Raw genomic sequence first — 21,366 nt, 5'->3', positions numbered from 1 at the left:
TGTTTGCAGCAAGCATAAGGAAACGTGCCTCAGCCTGCGCCTCTGCGGACAGAGGAACGTGAACAGCCATCTGGTCACCGTCAAAGTCCGCGTTGTATGCGGTACAAACCAGTGGATGAAGCTTGAGTGCGCGGCCCTCGACAAGAATAGGCTCGAACGCCTGAATGCCAAGTCTATGCAGGGTCGGCGCACGGTTGAGGAGGACAGGGTGATCCTTGATTACGATATCAAGAGCATCCCATACCTCGCTTCTTGCACGCTCCACCATTTTTCTGGCGTTTTTGATGTTGGTCGCAGCGCCGGTATCTACCAGACGCTTCATAACAAACGGCTTAAACAGCTCAAGTGCCATCTCTTTGGGCAGACCGCACTGGTACATCTTCAGCTCGGGACCAACGACGATAACCGAACGTCCGGAGTAGTCAACACGTTTACCGAGCAGGTTCTGACGAAAACGTCCCTGTTTACCCTTGAGCATATCGGAAAGCGATTTCAGCGGGCGGTTGTTCGGGCCGGTAACCGGTCTGCCGCGTCTGCCATTATCGATCAGTGCGTCAACCGCCTCTTGCAGCATACGCTTCTCGTTGCGCACAATGATATCGGGCGCACCGAGCTCCAACAGCCTTTTTAGACGGTTGTTGCGGTTGATGACACGGCGGTACAGGTCGTTGAGGTCAGAGGTCGCAAAACGACCGCCGTCCAGCTGTACCATCGGGCGGATGTCCGGCGGGATTACGGGAACCACGTCCAGGATCATCCACTCCGGCTTGTTGCCGCTCTTTTTGAACGCCTCGACTACCTCGAGACGTTTGAGAATACGAATTTTTTTCTGACCGGATGCTGCATCCAGCTCCTCACGAAGCTCCTCATACAGGGTGTCGAGGTTGATGGAGCGAAGCAGGTCTTTGACCGCTTCGGCACCAATACCTGCAACAAATTCATCTTCATATTTTTCACGCATGTCTCTGTACTCTTTTTCAGAAAGCAGCTGCTTATTCTCAAGCGGAGTAGAGCCATGGTCAATGACAATGTACGATGCAAAGTACAGCACTTTCTCCAGCAGACGGGGGGAAAGATCAAGCAGCAGACCCATTCTGGATGGGATACCCTTGAAATACCAGATGTGTGACACAGGAGCAGCAAGCTCAATGTGTCCCATTCTTTCACGTCTGACCTTGGAGCGTGTTACCTCAACGCCGCAACGGTCACAGATTTTACCTTTATAGCGCAAACGTTTGTATTTACCGCAATTACACTCCCAGTCCTTTTGCGGACCAAAAATGCGTTCACAGAAAAGGCCGTCACGCTCTGGCTTTAGTGTACGATAGTTGATCGTTTCCGGCTTCTCGACTGCACCGTAAGACCATTCTCTGATCTGCTCCGGTGAGGCAAGACCGATCTTAATTGACTCGAATACATTAAATTCCAATTACGACCCCTTCTTCCCTTATAATTTATCGTCAAACAAGTCATCATCATCCAGGTTAAACGCTACGTCAGCGTCAAAAATTGACTCTGTCTCGTCAACTTCAACATCCTCTGTCTGATAATTCTCGCCTATCTCTTCCTCATCCTTGATGTATTCCAGATCCATCGCGGAGTCGTCACCAATCCTCGGCAGCCCAACATCGTCATCGTCGTCAAAGGTTTGCTTCAGATCAATTTCCTGGTCGTTCTTGTCAAGCACCTTGATATCCAAACCAAGGGACTGAATCTCCTTGATCAAAACCTTGAAGGATTCAGGGATGCCGGACTTCGGAATGTTGTGACCCTTCACAATCGCCTCAAACGCCTTGACACGTCCCACAACGTCATCCGACTTAACGGTCAGAATCTCTTGCAGGGTGTAAGCAGCGCCGTAAGCCTCAAGTGCCCAAACCTCCATCTCACCAAAACGCTGGCCGCCGAACTGGGCTTTACCACCCAGAGGCTGCTGGGTAACCAGCGAGTATGGGCCGGTGGAACGGGCATGGATCTTATCATCAACCAAGTGATGGAGCTTGAGGTAGTACATATAGCCAACGGTAACCGGGCTGTCGAACTTCTCGCCTGTTCTGCCGTCGTACAGTGTAATTTTACCGTCTTCGGGCAGGTTCGCCATTTTAAACAGCTCACGGATATCTTCCTCGTGTGCGCCGTCGAAGACAGGGGTTGCGACCTTCCAGCCCAGAGCTGCCGCCGCACGGCCGAGGTTTACCTCAAGCACCTGTCCGATGTTCATACGCGAAGGTACGCCCAGAGGGTTCAGTACAATATCAAGCGGTGTACCATCCGGCAGGAACGGCATATCTTCCTGCGGGAGAATGCGCGAAACAACACCCTTGTTGCCGTGACGGCCCGCCATCTTATCTCCCACAGAGATTTTACGCTTCTGTGCGATGTAGCAGCGAACAACCATATTGACACCCGGAGACAGCTCGTCGCAATTCTCGCGGGTAAATACTTTGATATCTACGATAGTACCATATTCACCATGCGGTACACGCAGGGAGGTGTCTCTGACCTCTCTCGCCTTCTCACCGAAGATCGCGCGGAGCAGGCGCTCCTCAGCAGTCAGCTCGGTTTCGCCCTTCGGTGTAACCTTGCCAACCAGAATATCTCCGGCTCTGACCTCGGCACCAATGCGGATGATACCGCGCTCGTCAAGCTCACGCAGTGCATCGTCGGCAACGTTGGGAATGTCGCGGGTAATTTCCTCGGGGCCGAGCTTGGTGTCGCGCGCTTCAACCTCATACTCCTCCATATGGATAGAGGTGTATACATCGTCGCGAACGATCTTCTCGTTGATGAGAACCGCATCCTCGTAGTTGTAACCTTCCCATGTCATAAAGCCGATGAGAGCATTTTTGCCGAGCGAAATCTCGCCGTTGCTGGTGGCAGGGCCATCGGCAATCACCTGCCCCTTCGTGATGCGCTCGCCTTTGTTGACGATGGGGCGCTGGTTAATACAGGTGCTCTGGTTGGAACGCATAAATTTAATGAGTCGATAGGTTTCCAAATCGCCTTCATCTGTTTTAATTACAATCTCGTTGGCAGAAACCTTTTCCACCACACCGGAGTGCTTTGAAACAACCGCAACGCCGGAATCGACCGCTGCTTTGTATTCCATACCGGTACCAACAATTGGGGAATCGGTTTTCATTAGAGGAACTGCCTGGCGCTGCATGTTAGAGCCCATCAGCGCACGGTTTGCGTCATCATTTTCAAGGAACGGAATCATGGAGGTTGCAACAGAAACAACCATTCGCGGCGACACGTCCATGTAATCTACTTTTTCGCGCTCAATCTCAAGAATCTCATCGCGAAAACGTCCCGTTACGCGTTCACGCTCAAAACGGCCCATCTCATCGAGCGGCTCGTTCGCCTGTGCAACGTAGAAGTTATCCTCCACATCAGCAGTCATGTAAACAACCTCGTCTGTAACAACGCCGGTTGCTTTGTCTACCCGACGGTAAGGAGCCTCGATAAAGCCATATTCGTTGATGCGTGCAAAGGTTGCAAGGTAAGAGATCAAACCGATGTTCGGTCCCTCTGGGGTCTCAATCGGGCACATACGGCCGTAATGGCTGTAGTGAACGTCACGAACCTCAAAGCCTGCACGATCACGGGACAGACCGCCGGGGCCCAGCGCGGAAAGACGTCTCTTATGGGTAAGCTCAGCCAGCGGGTTGGTCTGATCCATAAACTGCGAAAGAGGCGAAGAACCAAAGAACTCTTTGATTGACGCCACAACAGGACGAATGTTGACCAGTGCCTGCGGGGTGATTACATCCATATCCTGTGCCTGAATGGTCATTCTCTCACGAACCACTCGCTCCATTCGGGAGAAGCCAATACGGAACTGGTTCTGCAACAGCTCACCCACCGAGCGGATTCTTCTGTTGCCGAGATGGTCAATATCGTCGGTATTGCCAACCTCATGGCAGAGGTTGTTGATATAGTTGATGGAGGCGAACATATCGTCTTTGATGATGTGTTTGGGAATCAGCTTGTCAACGTTTGCTTTGATCGCTTCCTTGAGGTCGCTCTCACTCTCGTTGTTTTCAAGCAGCTCTTTCAGCACGCAGAAACGAACTTTTTCATTAATTCCAAATTCTGTGCAGTCAAATGACACATAATTTTTAATATCTACCATACCGTTGGATAAAATAAGAACATTGACTCCATCCACGGTAATAATCGCACGAGAAACACCTGCCGCCTCAACCGCCATTGCCTCATCGTAGTTGAGTACAGCGCCGGGTTCTGCGAGCAACTCGCCGGTCATTGGGTTGACGATAGGCTCTGCAATTACATGCCCTGCCAAACGCTGGCCAATACCAAGCTTTTTGTTGTATTTGTATCTGCCCACACGGGAGAGGTCATATCTTCTCGGGTCAAAGAACAGGTTCTGCAAATGGGTTACGGCACTGTCTACCGTTGGAGGCTCACCCGGGCGCAGCTTGCGGTAAACTTCAAGCAATGCTTCCTCACCGTTTTTGGTGTTGTCTTTATCCTGAATGGTTTTTATAAGACGCTCGTCCTCGCCGAAAATCTCGTAAATCTCCATATCAGAGCCGTAGCGGTCAGTCAGACCGTTCTCACTGCCGCCCAATTTGTCGTCATCCAGTTTGAGCAAGGCACGAATAAAGGTAGTGATGGGAATTTTGCGGTTTTTATCAATACGAACGTAGAAGATGTCGTTGGAATCGGTTTCGTATTCCAGCCATGCACCGCGGTTTGGAATGACGGTAGCGGAAAACAGCTTTTTACCGGTTTTGTCGTAGTTCATGCTATAGTACACGCCTGGGGAACGCACCAACTGGGAAACAATGACGCGCTCTGCACCATTTATGACAAAGGTGCCGCTGTCGGTCATCAGCGGGAAATCACCCATGAAAATATCCTGCTCTTTTACCTCGCCGGTTTCTTTGTTAAGCAAACTTGCGCGAACACGGAGCGGTGCAGCGTAGGTTACATCCCTCGCTTTGCACTCTTCCACCGAATACTTCGGGGTACTGTCCAGACGGTAGTCGATAAAGTCGAGTACGAGGTTACCGGTGTAATCGGTGATTGCTGAAATATCCTGAAATACTTCCTTCAGCCCTTCCTCCAGGAACCAAGCATAAGAATTCTTTTGAACCTCGATCAAGTTTGGCATATCCAGAACTTCATTGATCCGGCTAAAGCTCTTACGAACATTTTTTCCTAGATGTACATCTTTCACATTCACCATAGGCTTGCTCACTCCATTCAATCTATTTACAACCCAATTATGCAAAACCTACAAAAAATCAACAACAAATTCTGCAAAATTCTGCACAATGGTATTGAATTTTATTTTGCTTTCTGTTATACTAATTGGTGTTAATGGCACACGTAGCCATTATGATACATTTTATTATTATATTACGATTGCAGCGGAAAGTCAATATTTTTGTCCTTTTTTGATAAAAATATTTTAGTGGCTTGTCCATTTTACCAGTTTACAAACGAAGTCAATACAATTTACAAACTATTCGAAGTGTCTGAACTTTTTCAGGCACTTTTTTTATTTGTTTTTATGCCGGCACGCAAAGCAGGGCGGATTTTCTGACCGCCCCGCCTGACTGCTATACGATGTGGAAGGTAATTTCAATGAGAAACGGCACCATAATGGAACACACCACACCGTTGATTACCGACACCACAGCAACCTCTTCATCGGTGCATTTCATAATTATGGGTAGTGTCGTGTCCTCACTGGTAGCACCCGCGGGTGCAATTGCCGCATAATGGTTTAGGTACTTCGCAATTGTTGGGATGATTAAAAACGAGAGTATCTCGCGGAATACGTTGGCAAGAAAGGTGATTGTACCAATCTCGGCCCCCGCAAGTTCGGTCATCATAACGCCGGAAAGGCTGTACCACCCCAGCCCCGACGCAATTGCCATGCTCACGTTTGGCTCCATACCAAAAATCAACCCAGTTATGTACCCGCCCATTACCGAACTCACCACAATAGCAAACGGAATCAGCAGAATTTTAAGATTGTTTTCGCGCAGCTTGCGAAAAATCAGTTTATTGGCACCCACGCTTATACCCACCGAAAGCATCAACAGGCTGAGGGTGTAACCCGCCACAGAATCAAGAAGCACCACGGTGCTCTGCGAGAACAGCCACTGGCCGCACGCTACGCCTAAAATTAGACTCACTATAGCCAGTATGATCATGGTTTGTTCTCCTTAAACATCAATTTCGTAAGAATATAGACACAAATTACCGAAAATACAATGGGCAGTATCGCAAACATTAATGCTTTCAGCCCTACACTTTGCAATTCTGCAAAAAATGAAGGGTTGCTGCCCAGCCCCGCACCCATACAAAAGATTAGCACTGCAATGAACACATATTGCAGCATGCCATTTATTTTTTGATATTTTTCAGGAATCACCTTGAGCCCTAAGAACATTCCCACCGCCATACAAATTAAAACTGTAACCATAAAATCTCCTTGTTTTCCCTCGCTTAATTCATCCTATGTTATAAAACCGAACTTTGTGCTTGTCGGCTTATCCCGCCTTTTCGACAAAAAACAGGGCGCACCGCTTTATGGCCTGCGCGCCCTGTTTGCGGAGGGTTTTCCCCGCGAATTTCTTATGCTAATTTCGGCTTCAAATACTATTTATAACGTTTGAAACGTGCACCGCAAGACGCGCGCGGCTGAAAGCCACCAAAATATTGTACCGCTTTCACTTTTATTTTTCAGATAAAAATTCCCGAAACGCACGATAAGCCATGTAAACATCGACCTTTGATACCACCTCGAACGGCGCATGCATCGACAAAACAGGTACACCGACATCGACTACATCAACATTCAGTTCAGCAATATACATCGCCACTGTACCGCCACCGCCGGCATCTACCTTGCCCAGTTCGCCAACCTGCCACAGTACTTTTTTATCATCAAGCAGCTTGCGGATTTTCGCCATAAAGTGTGCAGATGCCTCGCTGGTACCGCCCTTGCCGCCCGAACCGGTGTATTTTGTAACCACCACACCATAGTTGAGGTATGCTGTGTTTTTGCGCTCGTAAACATCGGGGAAGTTGGGGTCAAACGCTGCGTTTACGTCGGCAGACAGGCACTGCGAGTGCGAAAGCACGGTTCTTGCCTCAACACCGTAGGGTGCAGCAAGGTCTGCAATAAAGTAACGCAGATACGCGCACTTCAAACCGGTATTGCCGTTGGAGCCGATCTCTTCTTTATCTGCAAGCACGGTAACGGTGGTGTATGCGGGGTTTTCCACCTCAACAGCAGCTTTCAGCGAGGTGTAGGCGCAGACGCGATCGTCGTGACCGTAAGAACCGATCATGCTGCGGTCAAAGCCGAGGTCTTTTGCATCAAACGCGGGCACCGCCTCAAGCTCTGCAGAGAGAAAGTCGTACTCGGTAATACCATATTTCTCAAACAAGATGTTCGCAATGTTCAGCTTTACCTTCTCGCTCGCCTTGTCATCGCGGAACGGACGGCAGCCAATGAGAATATTGAGTTCCTCGCCCTTCAGCCCCTCAGACAGCGGGCGTTTCATCTGCTCTCTGCCCAGATGCGGCAGTAAATCGGTGACACAGAAGATGGGGTCACCCTCATCCTCACCAACGCTGATTTCAATTGTAGTGCCGTCTTTTTTAACAATGACGCCGTGCAGTGCAAGCGGAATTGCACCCCACTGGTATTTTTTGATACCGCCGTAGTAATGCGTTTTGAGGTAGGCAAGCTGTGCCTCCTCGTAGAGCGGACGGGGCTTCATGTCTAGGCGCGGGGCATCGATATGAGATGCAATGATTTTTACGCCTTCCTCATAACCCTTGGTACCAATAGTAGCAAACACCAACGCTTTGCCGCGGTTATTGTAGTAAACCTTCTCGCCTGCAGCATATTTTTTGCCCGCTTCAAACTCTTGGTAGCCCTTGGATTTGAGCAGCTCAACGGTTACTTTTACCGCTTCATGCTCGGTTTTAGCATCGTTCAAAAACTTTTTGTAATCCTCACAGAACGCATCAACGGTTTCCAACTCGCTGTCGGATAGGACAAGCCCGCCGTTTTCTGTTTTAATCAGCAGTTTTTCCTGCAGCAGCTCCGCTGCGCTTTTTTCTTGCTCTGCCATAACATAGACCTCCTCTATTTTGCTCAAAACTTATATAAGTTTCGGTAAATTTGCCGTGTTTGATTAATTTTGGCAACATACTTTTTGGTATCGCCAAACGGAATATTGTAGATGTTCACCCCGTCGGTGGAATGCTCCCGATCGGCAAGCCACTTTTTTGCGTTTCCCCACCCCGCATGATAGGCACAGAGGGCGGTATCCTCGCTTTCAAATTCATCCAGCAGCAGGCGCAGCAGCTTGGTACCGTATTTGATATTGATATGCGGGTCATAAAGATCGGTATAGGTTTCATCACCCGCATCGCTCATCTTGGATTTTGTCCAGTCGAACGTTTCCTCGGTAAGCTGCATCAGTCCGCGCGCACCCACGCTAGATTCCACGTGAGGGCGAAAGCTACTTTCGGTGCGAATCACCGCGAGCACCAAATCGTAAGGCAGGTCATTTTTATCTGCCTCCTGCCGAATGGTATCGGCATATTCGATGGGATATGCCTTTTTATAAAAAGTGCTGTAGGCTGTGCGCAGAGCAAAAAAGCCTAGCACCAACAGCACCAGCAATAATACGGTTGTTATCGCCTTTTTGCCTGTGGAAGCCGCCAAATATACACACCCTTTCCGCAACCGAATGCTGCCTATTTCTATTTTGGATTCTGTAAGAGCAGCTGTGCCAGCTGTTCGGCTTTTGCAACCAACCGCCGACGGTCACCGTCGTTGCACAGCACATGCTGTGAGCGTTTGGTGTAAAACTCGTCGTCATGCTGGCTCGCAATGCGCGCCTCCGCCGCCATTTCATCAAGCCCGTCGCGCTCCATAATACGGTCGCGGCGCAGCTTTTTTGGGGCAATTACCGCGATGATTTCGCTGCACATGCTGTCCACACCGCTCTCAAACAAAGTCGGGGCATCCAACACAATACCATTGGTATTCCCCATACAAATCGTATTGATACGGTGCTGAATCTCAGCTTTGATATAAGTATAGATAATCGATTCCAGTACCCTCAGCTCTGCCGCATTGCTGAACACAATGGAAGCAAGCAGCTTGCGATTGAGGCTCTGGTCATCATTTAATATTTTTTTGCCAAAATGCTTCGTCAGTTTCAGCAGGCAAGGGCTTCCGGCTTGGGTAACCTGCCGCGAAATCAAGTCGCAATTGATGACATCCAAGCCACTTCTTCGCAGTACGTCGCTCACCGTGGTTTTACCTGCACCCGTCTGCCCTGTCAGCCCAATAATCCGCGCCATTTTACACTTCCTTCCGCTCATGCACAACGCAAATTATCGCTCTGCCTCACCAGCCGGTTCCGTTCGAACCACCTGAAATGCCGCCGCACGAATCAAACGGTTGTACAGGGCAAGCCCCACACCTGTTTGATTTGGGCAGCGTGCATATACCACCTGTGCGCCCTCTTCATCCAGACGGCGCAGGCTGTCAAACAGCTTTGCCGCCTGTGCCGCCTCATCCTGCTCCGAGCCGATCGCAATAGAAGGACAGTCCAGGAACGGCACGTCTTCATTGTAGCACAGGGCGAACTCGCCCTCGGCGTGGTGGCTGTTCACGTAATCGGCGTATTGTGCCTGCGTGCCTTCCACCAAAATCACCCTGCATTGGGGTGCATAATGCTTGTATTTCATACCGGGCGAAGCAACCTTCGCATCGGGGTCGGGCTGATCGGTCACCGCTTTGTCTACCAGTACCTCGCCGAGCACCTCACGCAATTGTTCGAGTGTGACATAACCGGGGCGCAATAGCTTTGGCGTACCGCCCACAAGGGTGATCACGGTGGATTCCACACCCACCTCGCAGTCGCCGCCATCTACAATGGCATCCACCCTGCCCATAAGGTCATGGATGCAGTGCTGGGCGGTTGTGGTGCTGGGGCTGCCCGAAAGGTTTGCGGAGGGCGCCGCAACCGGAACACCGGCACGGCGGATAAGCTCGCGCGCCACCGCATGCTTTGGAAAGCGCACTGCAACAGTGTCGAGCCCCGCAGAGGTAACCGAGGGTATTGCATCGCTCTTGGGTAAAATAATCGTCAGCGGGCCGGGCCAGAATCTGTCTGCTAATTTAAGTGCGCTTTCGGGCACCTCCCGCACAATCTCGGCGAGCATAGCAAGGTCGCAGATATGCACAATCAGCGGGTTGTCCTGCGGCCTGCCCTTTGCCTCAAAAATAGATTTTACCGCGGCTTCGTCCTTGGCGTTTGCCGCAAGCCCATACACCGTTTCAGTAGGGATTGCCACCAGACCGCCGCTTGCTAGGATGGATGCGGCTTCATCAAGCTCTTTTTCACAGCCGCTGATATTTTGTATCTTGAGTATTTTTGTATCACGCATTTGTTTTGACTTCCTTTGTTGTGGCTTTTTCAAAAACAAAAAGCCTCTAGTCCATATTGCTCTGTTCCTGTAGCTTTTCCGCCTGATCAAAGGTGATAAGTGCATCCAAAAGCTCTTTGAGGTCACCGTTCATAATGTTATCGATCTTATATAAGGTAAGCCCGATGCGGTGATCGGTGACGCGTCCCTGCGGAAAATTGTAGGTACGAATACGTTCGGAACGGTCGCCCGTACCAACTTGAAGCTTTCTTTGCGAGGCAATCTCTTCGTTCTGCGCCTGAATCTTCTGGTCGAGCAGGCGGGAACGCAACACCTTGAGTGCTTTATCTTTATTCTTAAACTGGCTGCGCTCATCCTGGCACTCTACCACCATGCCGGTTGGCAGGTGGGTGACGCGGATAGCACTGGATGTTTTATTGACGTGCTGACCGCCCGCGCCGCTGGAACGGAATACGTCGATCTGCAAATCTTTAGGGTCGAGCTCAAACTCCACCTCATCTGCTTCAGGCAGCACCGCAACGGTACTGGTGGAGGTGTGGATTCTTCCCTGTGTCTCGGTTTCGGGAACACGCTGAACACGATGTACGCCGCTTTCAAATTTTAGTTTGGAGTATGCGCCATCACCATTGATGGAGAAGCTGATCTCCTTATAGCCGCCAAGCTCGGTTTCGTTTGCGCTAAGCACCTCGGTTTTCCAGCCCATGCTGTCGGCATACATCGAATACATTCTATAAAGAGAATTGGCAAACAGTGCAGATTCTTCACCACCGGCACCGCCGCGAATTTCGACGATAACGCTGCGATCATCGTTGGGGTCGCGCGGGAGCAGCAAAATTTTCAGCTCCTCAGAAATCCGCTCAATTCTCTCCTTGCTGTCGGCATACTGTTCATCCACGATTGCTTTGAATTCTTTATCCAAGCCACCCTCTTCGAGCAGCTCTTTCGCTTCGTTGTACTCATTTTGCGCCGCCACATATTCGCGGTACTTTTCTACAAGTGGGGTGAGGTTTTTGTATTCCTTCATCAGGTTTTTGTACTGCTCATTGTCGTTTACAACGCTCGGTTCCATCAAGCGCTGATTAATCTGCTCAAATTTTGCCTCTACATCTTTTAATTTATCAAACATTTCTGAAGTCCTTTCGGTATACATTGTATGAATCAGCGAATTTTGCACCCGCCGGTTATTGTTTTCCTTCATTTTAAAAATGTACTGTGGCAGCTAGAGGTTATGTTCCTCTCGAACTATTTTTTTTATGTTTTTTTCTGCTTTGGAGCGCGGAATCATGACCTCATGCCCGCAGCCTTCGCATTTGAGCTTAAAATCCATACCCGAGCGCAGCACAATAAAACGATTTGCACCGCAGGGGTGTTCTTTTTTCATCTGCAGGATATCGCCTATGCGTACATCCATGTAAAAATTCCTCCATCTGCTCAAAATAATCCACTTCATATTATAGCAGAAGCATTGTCAATATATCAAGTCTTAAACGATAGTTTGTCAGGCTTGCATACACTCGCGCATTTATACATATACATCATTTGGAGTAAACTGTTTGCGGTTTGCAATACGTTTAAAATTGTTTGGAGGTTATGAGAAAATGAATGCTTTATTTAAGCCCGAGGGATGGCTGTGCGATAACCCTGAAAACGCCGCTGCCTTTAGCAGCCTTGTAAGTTTACAGGAGGCCTGCACACAGGGACGCATTCTGGAAGCGCGTGCTCTAATCTGCGACAGCGCGCATAATCTGATTGTGGATTGCGGCTGCATCAGAGGTATTATTCCCAAAAACGAGTGTGCCATCGGCATTGAAGATGGCAGCACGCGGGAGATCGCCATTATTTCGCGTGTGAACAAGCCGGTGTGTTTTCGAATTACCGAATTCCGCAAGGGCAACGACAATAACACCTATGCATTGCTTTCGCGCCGTGTAGTGCAGCAGCAGTGCATTGAAACATACATCAATCGCCTCACCGCCGGCGATATTATTGATGCGCGTGTAACCCATCTCGAGCCGTTTGGCTGCTTTGTGGATGTGGGCTGCGGCGTGGCGTCGCTCATTCCCATCGACGCCATTTCGGTGTCGCGCATATCACACCCGGGCGATCGGTTCCGCAATGGGCAGGATATTCGCGCTGTGGTAAAATCGGTGGATTCTTATGGGCGCATCAGCCTTTCTCACAAGGAGCTGTGGGGCACATGGGAGGAAAACGCTGCACTCTTTCACAGCGGAGAAACCGTTGCGGGCATTGTGCGCTCTGTAGAAGAATACGGTGTGTTTGTGGAGCTTACGCCCAATTTGGCAGGGCTTGCAGAGCCGCGTGAGGGTGTTCGCCCCGGTCAGCACACCAGTGTGTACATAAAAAGCCTGATTCGTGAAAAAATGAAGGTTAAGCTGATTATTGTAGACAGCTTTGACGCGCAGTATGCCGTTACTACACCGCCTTACTTTATATCGGGCAACCACATCAGCCGTTGGCAATATTCGCCCGATGGCTGCGGAAAAATTATTGAAACCAGGTTCGAATAGCCAAGGCGATACCTGTACCCTGCACTATCTATTTGTTTTTTAAAGCGACAGGCAAGTTTGTTTTGCCTGTCGCTTTTTCTGTGTGGTTTGGGCTACCTCCTACAAGGGCATACTTGCCGCATAACTGATTGAATAAGTAAATACTATATGATACTATTTACTTAAAAAATTATTTATATTCTGTGAGGTGTGCAGTGAAAAAAGCATCCAAGAAATTCAAAATTCTTCTCTTGTCTGTTATTATCGCAGGCATGGCGATATTTTGCATTTGGCAAAACAACAGCATTGTTGTTACAAAATTTGACTACAGCAGTCCAAAAATTACAGATGGCTTCAACGGTTTTACCATAGCGCATATTTCCGACCTACACAATAAAAAATTTGGAAAAAATCAAGTAAAGATTTAGACAAAGTCAAAAATGCTTCTCCCGATATCATTGTTGTTACAGGTGATTTAATTGACAGGAGAAAATATGATTTAGCCACTGCGACGACATTTATTTTTGGTGCTGTAAAAATAGCCCCAGTGTATTATGTTTCGGGTAACCATGAGGCATGGTCAGATAAATACCGTGAGATTCAAAAAAGCTTAATGGATGCAGGTGTTCAGGTGCTTGATAATTCTGCGGTTAAGCTAAGCAGCGGTGGGGGGTCCATCGAGTTATTAGGCGTGAAAGACCCAGACTTTTTGACATTTGACTATATGGATGGAACAAATACCGAGGAGCTTTCTGAGCAATTGAGAAAATGGGATGCGAATGACGGTTTTAAAATCTTACTTTCGCACAGACCGGAGCTTTTTGATTTGTATTGTGAGAGTAACATAGACTTAATCTTTACAGGGCATGCGCATGGCGGACAATTTAGAATTCCATTTTTGGGAGGCTTGGTTGCACCAGATCAAGGATTGTTTCCTAAGTATACAAGCGGTTATTATACGAAAAACGCCTCTACCATGTTTGTAAGCCGTGGCTTAGGCAATAGCGTCATTCCAATAAGAATTTTTAACAGGCCTGAAATTGTAGTGGTAACCTTAAAAAAGGACAGCTAATGCCAATGAGCACAACACGAAGCAACTAAGGGTGAACCCGTCAATTGACGTGTTCACCCTTAAAACATCATCGTCCGTTTTATCGGTAGGATTTCTCAAGAATTGAGACAATCTCCTCCACCGAAAGCTGGTAGCGATCAACTTCGAACAATCCGCCCATAATATCCTTTGCATGCAAAGCAACCCGCTGCATTTCATCTGCCTTGATGCCATAGTCGGACATCTTCAGGTTTTCCACGCCACATGCCTTTTGCAGGTCGGCAAGTGCCGTTACAAAGTCTTCCGGCTTATCCGCATCTGCTTTACCCAGCGCCTTTGCCATTGCAACAAAGCGTTCGGGGCAAACCTTAGCGGCAAAAAGCTTGTTGTACTCGAGCGAGATCATAATCAGCCCCGCACCGTGCGGCAGCTCGGGGTAATACCCGCTGAGCGCATGCTCCAGCGAATGCTCGGAGGTGCAGCCCGATGTGGATTCCACCATGCCGGCGAGGGTATTTGCCAACGCCACCATAGCACGGGCCTCTTCATCGCTTCCATCGTTTACCGCGCGCGGCAGGTATTTGCCAATAAGCTCAATGGCGGCAAGCGCATACATATCGCTCATAAAATTCGCTGTTTTGTTGATGTAACCCTCTGTGGAATGGAACAGCGCATCAAAGCCTTGGTATGCGGTAAGGTGAGGAGGGACGCTCATCATCAAATCGGGGTCAATGATTGAAAAATACGGGAAGGTATCGTCATAGCCTCCGCCAATTTTCTCACCCGTTTCTTCTTTTGTTATAACCGTCCAGGGGTCGGCCTCGGTGCCGGTACCCGCAGTGGTGGTAATGGCAATAATGGGGAGAGGCTTGTTGGGTACAGGCATACCTTTGCCACTGCCGCCGCGAATGTAATCCCAGTAGTCGCCCTCGTTTGCCGCCATAACCGCAATCGCCTTGGCAGAATCGATGCTGCTACCGCCACCAAGACCAATGACAAAATCGCAGCCCTGTGCCTTTGCCAGCGCCGCTCCCTCCATTACATGGCTCTTTATCGGATTGGGCAGAATTTTATCAAACAGCACACACTCAGTGCCGCTCTTTTTTAGCAAATCCGTTACCTCATCGAGGTAGCCATATTTCTTCATCGAGTTGCCGGACGAAATAACCAGCAGAGCCTTTTTACCGGGCAGTTTTTCGGTTGCCAATTTTTCTATCTCACCCTTGCCGAAAAACAATCGAGATGGCATATAATAACTAAAGTTCATTACAAGTATCCCCTTTCAAAGTTTTTTCTCATTGTATCATAAATCGGTCTTAAAACACAGTTTTGTACTTGCGCATGGCGCAAAGGTTGAATATTTGTTTTACTATATCATAAATCGGTCTCAAAACGCGGTTTTGTACTTGTGCTATGCACAAGTTTGCGCGCAGGAGCGCGCAAAGACCGTTTCCGATGTGATAATACATATTTGTCAAACGACAAATTCCGCGTTACACGCGGAATTCAGCCCAAAGGCTGAATATTGTTTTATTATATCATAAAAAGTGTAGCATTTATGATATAGTTCGCCGTTTTGGCGGTTGCCCCGTAAGGTGAGCCATGGGCATCTAAATAAAGATAATAACCGTATTACGGTCATTATATCACATTGCCGCTAAAACTGTTGTTTGTATTTTGTGAATTTTTATATTATCATAGAAGTAAGAATGGAGGTGGGCAGGTTGAAAATTGAAATTCCCGCCTATGTACAGGCTGTGCTTACACGTTTGGAAGGCCACGGCTTTGAGGCATATGCAGTAGGCGGCTGTGTACGAGACAGCATGATGGGAAAAACACCGCATGACTGGGATGTAACCACCTCCGCGCTACCGCACCAGACAATGACAGCACTGCAAGGCTTTCACCTGATTGAAACAGGACTTAAGCACGGCACGGTAACCGCTGTGGTAGAGCACCAACCTGTGGAGATCACCACCTTTCGCGTAGACGGTGAGTATTCCGACAACCGCCACCCCGATGAGGTGCATTTCACGCGCAGTTTGCAGGAGGATTTAAGCCGCCGCGACTTTACGGTAAACGCACTCGCCTACAGCCCTAAAACGGGGCTGGTCGATTATTTCGGCGGGTGCAGCGACATTGAAAACAAGGTAATTCGCTGCGTAGGCGAGCCCGGCAGGCGCTTTGGCGAAGATGCGCTGCGTATTTTGCGCGGGCTCAGGTTTGCATCGGTACTGAGTTTTACAATTGAATCTGCAACTGCGCAGAGCCTACTGCAAAACCGTAGCCTGCTGCAGTACATTGCGGCGGAGCGCATTTCCTCCGAGCTGTGCAGGCTGCTTTGCGGCGAACAGGTGTTTCCTATCCTGATGGACTTCTTCCCCGTCATCACCGAAATTATCCCCGAGCTTGCGCCCGCTGTGAGCTTTGATCAGCGTAACCCCTACCACACCTACACCGTATACGAACACATTGCGCACAGTGTAGCGGCCGCCCCGTCAACCATACCACTGCGCCTCACCATGCTGCTGCACGACATTGCCAAGCCAGCCTGCTGCACCGAAGATGAAACGGGAAGACGGCATTTTCACGGGCATGAAGATGTCGGCACCGAAATGGCAGGAACAATTCTGCGCCGGCTAAAGCTGGATAACCAAACCGTTTCGCGCGTCTGCACGCTGATAAAATACCATGATATTGACCTTGAACCGACCGAAAAATGTGTACTGAGCCAGCTGAACCTACTTGGCGAGGAGGTTTTTCGCGAGCTGCTACTTGTAAAGCGTGCCGATAACACCGCACAAAGCGAATATGCACAGAACCATACTGTGAAGCTGTTAAACGAGCTGGAGCTTGTTTTGGAGCGTGTGCTTGCGCAGGGCAGATGTTTTTCACTGCGCGGTCTCGCTGTAAACGGCAGTGATTTGATTGCTGCGGGCGTACCTAAGGGCGTAGAGCTTGGCAAAACACTGCAATACCTGCTTGCACTGGTAATAGACGGCGAGTGCGATAATAAAAAAGAGAAGCTGCTTGCAAAAATACCCAATCTACCACGCAGTGCCAATTCTCCGTAAATAAAAACACTTCCAAATATTTTTAAATTACTGGATTCTATTTACTTGGAAAGACTGTTTCTGTAAGCTTTTGGAATAGCAAAGCAATACTTATCAACAGATGAGTATAAACTAAGACGCCGACCATCAAACCGATATCCCTGCGGATGAGCTAAAAGATTATGTAACCACCAAAAGCAAAAGGCGTGAAGTAATGATAAAAAAGACCGCGGACAGCGGGCTTAACATAATAAGCTGTAAATTGATCGATTCCAGCAGCGGTACAAGCTAGGCTGCCTGATGCTTGGACGTACAATAAAGAAAAACAGGGGGAGGCTTACATGTAAGCCTCCCCCTGTTTTTACGCCGGTAAAAGACGTTGGTTTTGCTAATCCCGATTGAGTACCTTGATTTGCAGTCCCTCCATCACATCGAGGGTTTTCTCATGCAGCTCAGGGTCAAAGCAGGCGGTGCAGTTTGAATCTACCACAATAGCCGCCTCGGGCTGTGCAGTTTTTGCAATCACCGCGTTGGAGATAACGCAGATATTGCTGACCAACCCTGCCAGCTCAATTTCATCATAGGTAGGCGCAGTGAGCAGGTAATCGAACAGCACCTTACAACCGAAGGTATTTTTCTCCAGCTGCGGGTGCCCCACTGCCAGCTCCTTTATTTTACCGTATAGCTCCCAACCAGCGGTACCCTTTACACAATGCGTAACCGGCAAATTTTTGCCCTCCTGCGTATAGAGGTAGTCGGCAAGATGGGTATCGAGAGTGAATACAATATCGTCTCCGTTGGCGTGCGCAGTGTCAATTTTGGCACAGATCGCATCCTCCAGCTGCTCGGCTTTTGGGAACCCAAGGGCACCATCCACAAAGTCATTCTGATAATCGACAACCACCAGTAGTTTTTTTCGGTTCATATCCGTCTCTCCTCACTCTATAATTGTTTGGGCATACTCTACGAACGATCAATTGGTTTTTCATTTTTTATACCAAGGTCACTGCCCAGCACGGTTGCAGTACTTATGGCATCTCTGCCAAACTTGCTGCGGATGTGGTCCATTGTGTGCTCCAGCTTATCTTGCCGTTCACGGCTAAGATTATTCTCGGCACCAAACAGAGAGAGCTGCTCGGCACTGCCCTGCGGTAAAAGGTTAGCGCCTGTAATGGTGAGCATGCGGATGGGAGCATTCAGCTTCCATGACGCGAGAATCAGCTCAAGCGCGGCTTCGTATATCTCCCGCGCCAAGTGGGTAGGCTGTACCAGCGTTTTCTGCCGTGAAATGGTTTTGAAATCAGGGTCTCTCACCTGCACTTGCACGGTGTGGCAATCCAGCCCGCAGTGACGCAGGCGTGCGGCGACGGTATCTGCAAGTGCGGCGGCACCCGTCTTAATGTCATCCAACCCGAGCAGGTTGCGGCGAAAGGTCATCCCGTTGCCCACGCTTTTTACTTCACGTTCTTCGTATGCCGATTTCACGGGTGAATCGTCCAGCCCCGCGGCATAATCGTGTATCATTTCACCCATTTTACCAAGCCTTTGCGCCAACAGTGTGCGGTCAGCGGCGGCAAGGTCGCCTATGGTGCGCACCCCCAGTAGCTTTAGTGTAGCAGCTGCCGCCTTACCGACATACAGCAGGGCGGTAACAGGCAGCGGGTAAACAATTTCGCGGTAGTTTCCGCGACTAATTACAGTGGTGGCGTCGGGCTTTTTGTAGTCGCTGCCCAGCTTTGCATAAATTTTGTTAAAGCTCACCCCCACCGAAACCGTCAGCCCCAGCTCCTCTTTTACCGTACGACGAATGGCATCGGCAACGGTTTTACCATCGCCGCCGAACAGATGCATCGTACCGGTAATATCAAGCCAAGATTCGTCAATGCCAAACGGCTCGACACAATCGGTAAAGCGTTCGTAGATTTTGTTGACGAGCCGCGAATATTTATAATACTCATTGTGGTGCGGGGCGACCAGCGTGAGGTTGGGGCATTTGCGCTGTGCCTGCCAGATGGTTTCTGCGGTAGCAACCTGATAAGCCTTGGCAAGCTCGTTTTTTGCCAAAATAATTCCGTGGCGGCTGTCGGGGTCGCCGCAAACCGCCATTGGAACTTCGCAAAGCTCGGGGCGCAGCAAGCATTCCACCGAGGCGTAAAAGCCGTTCAGGTCACAATGTAGTATCGTTCTATCCTGCTGCAATGCCGGCCACCCCCTCTATTTTCGATACTATTATTGTACCTTGAATCGCGCCAAATTACAAACCATCAGCCCCCAATTACAACCTTTTTTGTTGCAATATTTTCGACAAAGCGCTTGTCGTGCTCCACAAACAGCATGGTGGGTGAAAACTCTAAAATTAGCTGTTCAATCTGTACGCGCGAGAGAATGTCAATAAAATTGAGCGGTTCATCCCATACATACAAATGCGCCTGCTGGCACAAGCTTTTTGCCAGCAGCACCTTCTTTTTCTGCCCACCGCTAAACTCAGACATATCCTTCTCAAACTGCACACGTGAAAAATCGAGTTTGCGCAAAATTGTCTTGAACAGGCTCTCATCAACCTGCTCGTGCTGCGCAAATGTCTTTAGGTCGCCCTGCAAAAACGAGGTATCCTGCGCGACGTAAGAAATAATCAAGTCGCCGCTGTGCAGTAGCTGCCCTGTTGAGGGAATATTATCTCCAAGCAGCAGCTTTAGGATGCTCGATTTTCCACAGCCGTTGCCGCCGCAAAGCGCCACGCGCTCCCCTGCCTCAACGGTAAAATTTAAGTGGTCAAACAGCGGTTGATCCCCATAATGAATTGAGAGATTCACCGCCTGCACCTGACGCGTACTGCGGTAGGGCAGCGGCGACAGCTTAAGAGAATCCGCATGCTCCAGGTTTTTCAGCAACGCCGATTTTCCCTCTAGCGCGCGCTGTGCGTGCTGCTCAATCACCTTGGCTCGTTTCATCATCTTTGCTGATTTGTGCCCGATAAACCCGCGGTCGGGAGGCACCTGGTCGGGCGGGCGGTGCCCGATTTTGGTGCTCTCCAACCGGTCAGACCAGCCTGCCTTTTGTTTGGCCGCCGCGGTCAGCTTGGAGACCTCTTTTTTCAGGCGATCGTTTTCCGCAAGCTCAAATGCATCCTGCCGGTCCTTGTTCTGCTGCCAGCTCGTATAGTTGCCGCGCTGCACCTCAATGTTTGTGCGGTTGATGGAAAGAATATGGTCGGCCACGCGGTCGAGCAGGTCACGGTCGTGCGAAACGAGAATAAAGCCTTTTTTTGCGGCAAGGTAATTTGCAACCGCCTCACGGCCTTGCGCATCAAGGTGGTTGGTGGGCTCGTCAATCAGCAAAAAGTTGCCGTGCTTTAAAAATAGCGCTGCCAGCAGCACGCGGGTGCGCTCCCCGTTGCTTAGCGTATCAAACGGGCGGCTGAGTACCTCGCCGTTCATCCCAAGTTTGCCCAGCTCCTGCTCAATCAGGCTGTCGATGGTATACCCGTCGGCGGCGATGTAGTGCTCAAGCAGGTCGCCGTACGCCAGCAGCGCTTCCTCCGTCTGCAAAGCGAGCAGGCGCTGCATTTCTTGCTCCCACTCGGCATAGGGCGCTATACTGCTTTTCATAACATCGATGGTGTTTTGTGCGGTATCCTCTACTTCAAACGGAAAATAGTCGAACGACACCGGCGCAGTGATGCTACCGCTGTAGGAATAACGTCCGAGCAGCAGGTTAAGCAGAGTGGTTTTCCCTCTGCCGTTGCGCCCAATAAAACCAAGCTTCCAATCGGTGTCGATTGTAAAGGAGACGTTTTCAAAGATAGGGTCGTAGCTGCTGTCGTAGCTAAAGGAAAGGTTATTTGCATTGATTTGGGACATATCGTACCTCCATGCCGGTAATTCCGGCTGTATCTGTATTGTAAAACAAAAAACAGCCCGCAAGAAAGTTCATTTCCTACAGCCTGTTTCGATACAGAAAAATCATGGCGGTACCATAGTTCTCTATCCCAAACGGGCAGCTGAAATCGTATTACTTTCCTGCTTTCGGTAACTCAAACAAGCCCCACAAGGGAGCACCATTCTTGTTATCCAACTGTTGTGGGCGTCCGTTTGCCGGTCGCACCCAGTTATATTAGCAGGTAAAGTTACGCATTTCACAGCCCCTATCGTTCTTTTTTGCTTATTATAGTAAAGATAGCCTAAAAAGTCAAGTTTATCTGATTCATCTTTCGCTACATAAAAACAGAGCCATCCGTACTGAACTGACCCCAAAAAGTTAGACAAATATTTAATAAGAAAATTGTTCAAGCAAC

The 21,366-nt window shown here is 49.3% G+C and carries 18 protein-coding genes and 1 pseudogene; 4 read left to right on the top strand and 15 right to left on the bottom strand.

The genetic code is table 11. The features are described 5' to 3' along the window. The 10 genes and pseudogenes from RTV33_RS14160 to RTV33_RS14115 form a co-directional block, all read right to left on the bottom strand. Positions 1-1,429 (bottom strand): annotated as a pseudogene (locus RTV33_RS14160) (DNA-directed RNA polymerase subunit beta'); the annotation flags it as partial. Between the two features lie 18 nt (positions 1,430-1,447). Beyond that, entirely contained in the window at positions 1,448-5,215 is a 3,768-nt protein-coding gene (gene rpoB / locus RTV33_RS14155) for a DNA-directed RNA polymerase subunit beta (protein WP_312645288.1), read from the bottom strand. A 376-nt stretch (positions 5,216-5,591) separates the two neighbouring features. Continuing rightward, positions 5,592-6,191, bottom strand: coding sequence for a lysine exporter LysO family protein (locus RTV33_RS14150; RefSeq protein ID WP_312645286.1), 600 nt, complete (start codon positions 6,189-6,191; stop codon positions 5,592-5,594). Continuing rightward, positions 6,188-6,463 (bottom strand): LysO family transporter, encoded by a 276-nt coding sequence (locus RTV33_RS14145; protein WP_312645284.1) that lies wholly within the window; start codon positions 6,461-6,463, stop codon positions 6,188-6,190. Before RTV33_RS14145 ends, RTV33_RS14150 begins: the two co-directional genes overlap by 4 nt. Before the next feature lie 253 nt (positions 6,464-6,716). Continuing rightward, entirely contained in the window at positions 6,717-8,126 is a 1,410-nt protein-coding gene (locus RTV33_RS14140; RefSeq protein ID WP_312645282.1) for an aminopeptidase, read from the bottom strand. 23 nt (positions 8,127-8,149) lie between these two features. Continuing rightward, positions 8,150-8,725 carry a lytic transglycosylase domain-containing protein gene (locus tag RTV33_RS14135; RefSeq protein ID WP_312645280.1) on the bottom strand — a complete coding sequence of 192 codons (576 nt, stop codon included), beginning with the start codon at positions 8,723-8,725 and terminating at the stop codon, positions 8,150-8,152. Between the two features lie 38 nt (positions 8,726-8,763). Continuing rightward, entirely contained in the window at positions 8,764-9,369 is a 606-nt protein-coding gene (coaE, locus tag RTV33_RS14130; RefSeq protein WP_312645277.1) for a dephospho-CoA kinase, read from the bottom strand. Positions 9,370-9,402: 33 nt separating this feature from the next. After that, entirely contained in the window at positions 9,403-10,461 is a 1,059-nt protein-coding gene (locus tag RTV33_RS14125; RefSeq protein WP_312645275.1) for an L-threonylcarbamoyladenylate synthase, read from the bottom strand. 46 nt (positions 10,462-10,507) lie between these two features. After that, entirely contained in the window at positions 10,508-11,587 is a 1,080-nt protein-coding gene (prfA, locus tag RTV33_RS14120) for a peptide chain release factor 1 (RefSeq protein WP_312645273.1), read from the bottom strand. A gap of 93 nt (positions 11,588-11,680) precedes the next feature. Continuing rightward, positions 11,681-11,872: a DUF951 domain-containing protein gene (locus RTV33_RS14115; protein WP_312645271.1), complete on the bottom strand. Its 192-nt coding sequence runs from the start codon at positions 11,870-11,872 to the stop codon at positions 11,681-11,683. A gap of 187 nt (positions 11,873-12,059) precedes the next feature. Between RTV33_RS14115 and RTV33_RS14110 the strand changes: the two genes are divergently transcribed. The 3 genes from RTV33_RS14110 (at position 12,060) to RTV33_RS14100 (ending at position 14,040) form a co-directional block, all read left to right on the top strand. Next, positions 12,060-12,989, top strand: coding sequence for a S1 RNA-binding domain-containing protein (locus RTV33_RS14110; RefSeq protein ID WP_312645269.1), 930 nt, complete (start codon positions 12,060-12,062; stop codon positions 12,987-12,989). A gap of 194 nt (positions 12,990-13,183) precedes the next feature. Then, positions 13,184-13,396 (top strand): hypothetical protein, encoded by a 213-nt coding sequence (locus tag RTV33_RS14105; RefSeq protein WP_312645267.1) that lies wholly within the window; start codon positions 13,184-13,186, stop codon positions 13,394-13,396. Continuing rightward, positions 13,369-14,040, top strand: coding sequence for a metallophosphoesterase (locus tag RTV33_RS14100; protein ID WP_312645313.1), 672 nt, complete (start codon positions 13,369-13,371; stop codon positions 14,038-14,040). The genes RTV33_RS14105 and RTV33_RS14100 overlap by 28 nt, the downstream gene beginning before the upstream one ends. Positions 14,041-14,119: 79 nt before the next feature. Here the strand turns inward: RTV33_RS14100 and RTV33_RS14095 are convergent, their stop codons facing one another. After that, on the bottom strand, positions 14,120-15,286 hold the full coding sequence (locus tag RTV33_RS14095) for an iron-containing alcohol dehydrogenase (RefSeq protein ID WP_312645265.1): 1,167 nt from the start codon (positions 15,284-15,286) through the stop codon (positions 14,120-14,122). Between the two features lie 457 nt (positions 15,287-15,743). Here RTV33_RS14095 and RTV33_RS14090 point away from each other — a divergent pair, with 457 nt between their 5' ends. After that, a complete protein-coding gene (locus tag RTV33_RS14090; protein ID WP_312645263.1) occupies positions 15,744-17,093 on the top strand; it encodes an HD domain-containing protein in 1,350 nt (449 codons plus the stop codon). A 367-nt stretch (positions 17,094-17,460) separates the two neighbouring features. Here RTV33_RS14090 and RTV33_RS14085 read toward each other — a convergent pair whose 3' ends face one another. From RTV33_RS14085 to RTV33_RS14070, 4 genes are all read right to left on the bottom strand, one after another. Then, positions 17,461-17,997, bottom strand: coding sequence for an isochorismatase family cysteine hydrolase (locus RTV33_RS14085; RefSeq protein ID WP_312645261.1), 537 nt, complete (start codon positions 17,995-17,997; stop codon positions 17,461-17,463). A gap of 38 nt (positions 17,998-18,035) precedes the next feature. Further along, positions 18,036-19,271, bottom strand: coding sequence for a DNA polymerase IV (gene dinB, locus RTV33_RS14080; protein ID WP_312645259.1), 1,236 nt, complete (start codon positions 19,269-19,271; stop codon positions 18,036-18,038). Positions 19,272-19,336: 65 nt separating this feature from the next. After that, positions 19,337-20,932: a ribosomal protection-like ABC-F family protein gene (gene abc-f / locus RTV33_RS14075; protein ID WP_312645257.1), complete on the bottom strand. Its 1,596-nt coding sequence runs from the start codon at positions 20,930-20,932 to the stop codon at positions 19,337-19,339. Positions 20,933-21,055: 123 nt separating this feature from the next. Continuing rightward, positions 21,056-21,366 (bottom strand): hypothetical protein (locus RTV33_RS14070; RefSeq protein ID WP_312645255.1); only part of this gene is annotated, 311 nt, incomplete at its 5' end.

Source organism: Hydrogenoanaerobacterium sp. (assembly GCF_032017025.1).
GTDB lineage: Bacteria > Bacillota > Clostridia > Oscillospirales > Ruminococcaceae > Hydrogenoanaerobacterium.
The sequence above is the reverse complement of the archived record's forward strand: the minus strand, read 5'-3'. Positions and strand labels throughout refer to the sequence as shown.